We start from the raw sequence: 5,230 nt of genomic DNA on the forward strand, positions 1-5,230 counted from the left end.
CGGGTGCTGCGTTGCAATGTCGATGCCGCAGGTCCACATCGTCAGCTATTGCGTCGATCTTGGTTATGGCCCCGCTGTCGGGTCACAAATGCTGTCGCTGATGCTTTTGGGCGGGGTGGTATCGCGGCTGATTTCCGGGTTGATGTCCGACTGGCTGGGCGGGGTGCGCACCCTGCTGATCGGCTCGACCCTGCAATGCCTGGCGCTGTTCTTTTATCTGCCCTCCGGCGGGTTGACCTCGCTTTATGTGGTCAGCCTGATCTTCGGCCTCGCTCAGGGGGGGATCGTGCCAAGTTATGCGGTGATCGTGCGCGAATACATGCCAAGCCAGGAAGCAGGCCGTCGCGTCGGCTTCGTTCTGATGTCCACAATCGCGGGCATGGCGCTTGGCGGATGGATGTCAGGCTGGATCTATGATCTGACCGGCAGCTACCAGATGGCATTTCTAAACGGGATCGCCTGGAATGCCCTCAATATCGGGATCATGGCGCTGATCCTGACCCGCACGCGCACCCGCGAGCCCCAGCTTGCCTGAGATACAGTGTATTTTGAGTATTTTGACCAAGAAGAAGTCGGACGTCCTGATCTTCTTCTTGGCGCAAATACTCAATTCCGAAGCTGGCCAGTTGCACAGCACCTGAAGATATTACTCTTCGTGCACCACCTTGATATGGCGTTCGCCACGCGCTTCGGCCAAAGCCATTTGCTTTTGACGTTCGCGAAAGCGGTCCTTGCCCTCTTGCGTGGTCTCATGCGCACAGTGGTGACAGGCGACGCCCTCTTCGTATTCGGGGCGCCTGGTGTCCTCGGGCAGGATCGGGCGGCGGCAGGCGTGGCAGAGCCGGTGCGGCCCCTCGTCAAGGCCATGACCCACGGAGACGCGCGCATCGAAGACGAAACACTCGCCCTCCCAGGTGCTCTGCTCTTGCGGCACGTCTTCGAGATATTTCAGAATACCGCCCTTGAGATGATAGACATCCTCGACGCCCTGGCCGAGCAGGTAATTCGTCGACTTTTCGCAGCGGATGCCGCCGGTACAGAACATCGCTATCCGCTTGTTGTGAAAGCGGTGCTTGTTTTCCTCCCACCAGGCGGGGAACTCGCGAAAGCTGGCGGTTTCGGGGTCTACCGCGCCTTTGAAGGTGCCAATCGCCACCTCATAGTCATTGCGGGTGTCGATCACGGCCACATCCGGGCTTTCGATCAGGGCGTTCCAATCCGACGGCTCGACATAGTGACCGACCCGCGCCCGCGGATCCACATCGGGCTGGCCCATGGTGACGATCTCTTTTTTCAGCCGAACCTTGAGGCGGCGAAACGGCTGAGCCGCGCTGTGGCTTTCTTTCCATTCCATATCGGCGCAGCCGGGCAGGGCGCGGATATGGGACAACACGCGCGCAATTCCCGCGTCCGGGCCTGCGATCGTGCCATTGATCCCCTCGCGGGCAAGCAAAAGGGATCCGCTTATCTTTTCCGCCTCGCAGAGCGCCAAAAGCGGCCCCTGAATCGTTGCGGGGTCGTCAAAGCGGGTGAAATGATAGAGCGCGGCAATTTTGTACATATTTCGCGATTTAGCCATTTCCCACTGACTGAACAAGAGGACAAAGTGGCGCCATTGACGCAGGGCCCGCGCCCGCTTACCCCTAGGAAGGCAAAAGGAGGCAGCCCATGACCCAAGCCCTGATCGTGATCGACGTGCAAAACGATTTCTGTCCCGGCGGCGCCCTGGCTGTCTCGGGTGGCGATGAGGTGGTGGCGGGTATCAATGCGCTGATGGCCCGGTTCGACGTGGTGATCCTGACGCAGGACTGGCACCCCAAGGGGCATTCATCCTTTGCGTCCTCGCATGCCGGCAAGGCGCCGTTCGAGATGATCGAGATGCCTTATGGCCCCCAGGTGCTCTGGCCCGACCACTGTATTCAAGGCACGCCCGGCGCCGCCTTTCATGTGGGGCTTGAGACATCCCGCGCCGATGCGATTATCCGCAAGGGCATGAATGCGTCGATCGACAGCTATTCGGCGTTTTTCGAGAATGACCACGAAACACCGACCGGGCTTGACGGTTATCTGCGCACCCGCGGGATCAGCGAGGTGACGATGGTTGGTCTTGCCACCGATTTCTGCGTCAACTTTTCGGCGGTCGATGCGGCGCGTTTGGGGTATTCCGTGACGGTGCGCCGAGATCTCTGTCGTGCGATTGATCTGGATGGCTCGCTCGCCGCCGCCCTTTCGGGGATGCGCGAGGCCGGGGTGACGCTTGCATGACCCGGCGATGAAGCCGCTAGGCGATCAGATCCGCGCCTGTACGCTTTGCGCAGAGCGTTTTGCCGCCACCCAGACCCGCCACAGCCCGCGTCCGGTGGTCTGGTTTCGCCCCTCGGCCCGTATCCTGATCGCGGGGCAAGCGCCGGGAATGCGGGTGCATCAATCGGGCAAGCCGTTTGACGATCCTTCGGGCGCGCGCCTGCGCGATTGGCTGGGGCTGAGCGAGGCGCAGTTTTACGATCAGTCCCGCGTGGCCATCGTGCCCATGGCGTTTTGCTTTCCGGGCTATGATGCCAAGGGCTCTGATCTTCCGCCACCGCGTATCTGTGGGGCCACATGGCACGATAAGGTCATGCAGGATCTTGAAAAGATAGAGCTAACCATTCTCGTTGGCGGCTATGCGCATAAATATCATCTCGGCGTGAAAACCGGGGTGACGGCCACCGTCAAGGCCTGGCGCGACCATGCACCGCGGCTTTTTGCCTTGCCGCACCCGTCGTGGCGCAATACCGCTTGGCTCAGGAAAAACCCGTGGTTCGAGGCCGATGTATTGCCCGAATTACGCGCAGAGGTTCAAAGGGTCATATATGACTGAGCTCACCCGCCTTGACGCCGCCCATGCCGCGATGGAGGCTGCCCCCGAGGATGCCAGTGCCCGCATGCGGTTTTATGAAACGCTCGCGGCGAGCGAGCTTTATCTGTTGCTGAAATCCGAGGCGGACGGCGAGGCGATTGATCCCGAGGTGTTCGAGCTTTCGGATCATTCCTTTGTGCTGGTCTTTGATCAGGAGGCCCGGCTTGCCAGCTTTGCCAATCGCCCGGCGCCATATGCGGCGCTCACCGGGCGCATGATTGCCTCGATGCTGGCCGGGCAGGGGATCGGGCTTGGTGTCAACCTCGAGGTGGCGCCCTCATCCATCCTCATTCCGCCCGAGGCGGTGGATTGGCTGGCTGAGACGCTTGGCACTGGTCCGGCCGAAATCGAGGCGCGCGTCGAGAGCTTTACACCGCCCAAAGGCCTGCCCGAAGCCTTCCTGCTTGCGCTTGATGCCCGCCTTGCCAGTGCCACGGGGCTCGCCCCGCTGGCCTATCTCGTGGGGGTGACCTATGAAAGCCGCGCGCAGGGCCACATGCTTGGCTTTGTCGATGCGGTACCCGGTGCCGAGGCGGCCTTGGCACAGGCCGTGTCAGAGGCGCTTATCTTTTCCGGCCTTGAGGCGGCTGCTCTTGATGTGGCGTTCTTTGCCGCCAGTGACCGGGCGGCTGCGCAGCTTGCCACCTGTGGGCTTCGGTTCGACCTGCCGCAGCATGAGGCACCCGCGCCACGGCGCGCGCCGGGCTCTGATCCCGCCAAACCTCCGATTCTGCGATAGCCATGCCCCTTTCGGCGCGCGCCTAATATCCCAGGTCGCGGTCAACCAGGTTGATGAATGGCTCACCGGCCTCGCCGCGCCGAATGTTTTCCGCAATCACCTGCGAGGCCGACCTTGGCCGCGTTTCCGAGGCGATATGCGGCGTCACGGTCACGTGCGGATGGGCCCAGAACGGGTGCTCTGCCGGTAGCGGCTCTTCGCGGAACACGTCAAGCGTGGCATGGCCGATCTCGCCTTTGTCCAAGGCTGCCAAAAGCGCGTCATCGTCGATCAGCGGCCCGCGACCGGGGTTCACGATCACCGCGCCGCGTGGCAGATGGGCCAGCGTTTTGGCGTTCAGGATGTTTTCCGTACCACGGGTCAGCGGCAGCAAAAGCACCAGGATATCAGCGCTTTGAAGCGCAGACACCAGCCCCTTGTCGCCCGAAAGACAGGTCATGCCGTCGATCTCTTTCTGGCTCCGGCTCCAACCGGTCACGGCAAAGCCAAGCCGCCCAAGGGCTTCTGCGCAGGCCTGTCCAAGAGCGCCCAGGCCAAGGATGCTCACCCGGCGATCCGGTGCCAGCGGCGGCACATCCTTGCGCCAGATCCCGTCCTGCCCAAGAATATGCGCATCCATTCCAAGGTGATGGCGCAGCACATGGCCTGTCACCCATTCCACCATGCCCTGCGTCAGCCCGTGGTCGACCATTCGCGCCAGCGGCAGGTGCAGGGTGGGGTTGCCGACAACATCCTCGACCCCTGCCCAGAGGTTCAGAACGGCCTTGGCGCGTGTGAAGGGGGTGAAATCCTCGACCCCGCTATTGGGCGCATAGACGATGTAATCGACCTCATCGGCGGGCATGTCGGTGGCAAGCCTGGCCTTGATCCCGGCCTCTGCAAGGGCGGTTTTCAAGGGCGCTTCATAGGTTTCCCACCGCTCGGGGCGGGCAGCGAAAAGGACGTTTAGGGGCATGAAATCTTACCTTGGTTTGTGAATATGTGCGCTTTGGACAAGGCCGAATCCGACCATCAGGACAAGCATGGCCGAACCGCCATAGCTTACCAGTGGCAAGGGCACGCCGACCACCGGCATCAAGCCCATGACCATCGACATATTGACCGAAAAGAACAGGAAAAACGTCATCGCAATCCCAAGCGTCAGAAGCGAGGAATAGCGATCACGGTTGGACAGGGCCGTCGATATGCAAAAGATCAGGATCAGCGCGTACAGCCCGAGAATCGAGATTGCCCCGACAAAGCCGAATTCCTCGGCCAGGGTCACAAAGATGAAGTCGGTATGCTTTTCAGGCAAAAAGTTAAGCCGCGATTGCGTGCCCTGCATGAACCCGCGCCCCGTCCAGCCGCCCGACCCAAGCGCGATCTTGGATTGGGTGATGTGATAGCCGGCGCCAAGCGGGTCATTGTCAGGATTCAGAAAGGTGTCGATCCGGCGATACTGGTAATTCTCAAGCATCTGCCAGGGGGTGCCGCGACTTTCGAAAACTGCGAAAACAAGCGCCACGACGGCGGCGATGACGGTGGCAAAATAGGCCCAATGCACCCCAGCGATGAACATCATCACCCCGCCCGCCGCCAGCAAGAGGATCGAG

At 61.2% G+C, this 5,230-nt stretch carries 7 protein-coding genes; 4 read left to right on the forward strand and 3 right to left on the reverse strand.

Annotated features, from left to right (window positions below; all coding sequences use genetic code 11):
- On the forward strand, positions 1 to 535 hold a 535-nt coding region (locus tag QZ522_RS17560; RefSeq protein WP_294614657.1), incomplete at its 5' end, for an MFS transporter.
- A 111-nt stretch (positions 536 to 646) separates the two neighbouring features.
- Here the strand turns inward: QZ522_RS17560 and QZ522_RS17565 are convergent.
- Positions 647 to 1,561 carry a rhodanese-related sulfurtransferase gene (locus QZ522_RS17565; protein WP_294614659.1) on the reverse strand — a complete coding sequence of 305 codons (915 nt, stop codon included), beginning with the start codon at positions 1,559 to 1,561 and terminating at the stop codon, positions 647 to 649.
- Positions 1,562 to 1,668: 107 nt separating this feature from the next.
- On the opposite strand from QZ522_RS17565, the gene pncA reads away from it, so the two are divergent.
- The 3 genes from pncA to QZ522_RS17580 are packed head-to-tail and all read left to right on the forward strand — an operon-like array spanning position 1,669 to position 3,638.
- Positions 1,669 to 2,265: a bifunctional nicotinamidase/pyrazinamidase gene (pncA, locus tag QZ522_RS17570; RefSeq protein ID WP_294614661.1), complete on the forward strand. Its 597-nt coding sequence runs from the start codon at positions 1,669 to 1,671 to the stop codon at positions 2,263 to 2,265.
- 7 nt (positions 2,266 to 2,272) lie between these two features.
- Positions 2,273 to 2,860 (forward strand): uracil-DNA glycosylase family protein, encoded by a 588-nt coding sequence (locus tag QZ522_RS17575; RefSeq protein ID WP_294614663.1) that lies wholly within the window; start codon positions 2,273 to 2,275, stop codon positions 2,858 to 2,860.
- A complete protein-coding gene (locus tag QZ522_RS17580) occupies positions 2,853 to 3,638 on the forward strand; it encodes an SseB family protein (protein WP_294614665.1) in 786 nt (261 codons plus the stop codon). The genes QZ522_RS17575 and QZ522_RS17580 overlap by 8 nt, the downstream gene beginning before the upstream one ends.
- Before the next feature lie 22 nt (positions 3,639 to 3,660).
- Here QZ522_RS17580 and QZ522_RS17585 read toward each other — a convergent pair whose 3' ends face one another.
- The gene (locus QZ522_RS17585; protein ID WP_294614666.1) at positions 3,661 to 4,593 is read right to left on the reverse strand and encodes a glyoxylate/hydroxypyruvate reductase A; all 933 of its coding nucleotides are present in this window, start codon (positions 4,591 to 4,593) and stop codon (positions 3,661 to 3,663) included.
- Between the two features lie 6 nt (positions 4,594 to 4,599).
- Positions 4,600 to 5,230, reverse strand: a 631-nt coding sequence (locus QZ522_RS17590; protein ID WP_294614668.1) for an FtsW/RodA/SpoVE family cell cycle protein, incomplete at its 5' end; no start/stop codon positions are given.

This window comes from uncultured Roseovarius sp., assembly GCF_913054395.1.
Taxonomy (GTDB): Bacteria; Pseudomonadota; Alphaproteobacteria; order Rhodobacterales; family Rhodobacteraceae; genus Roseovarius.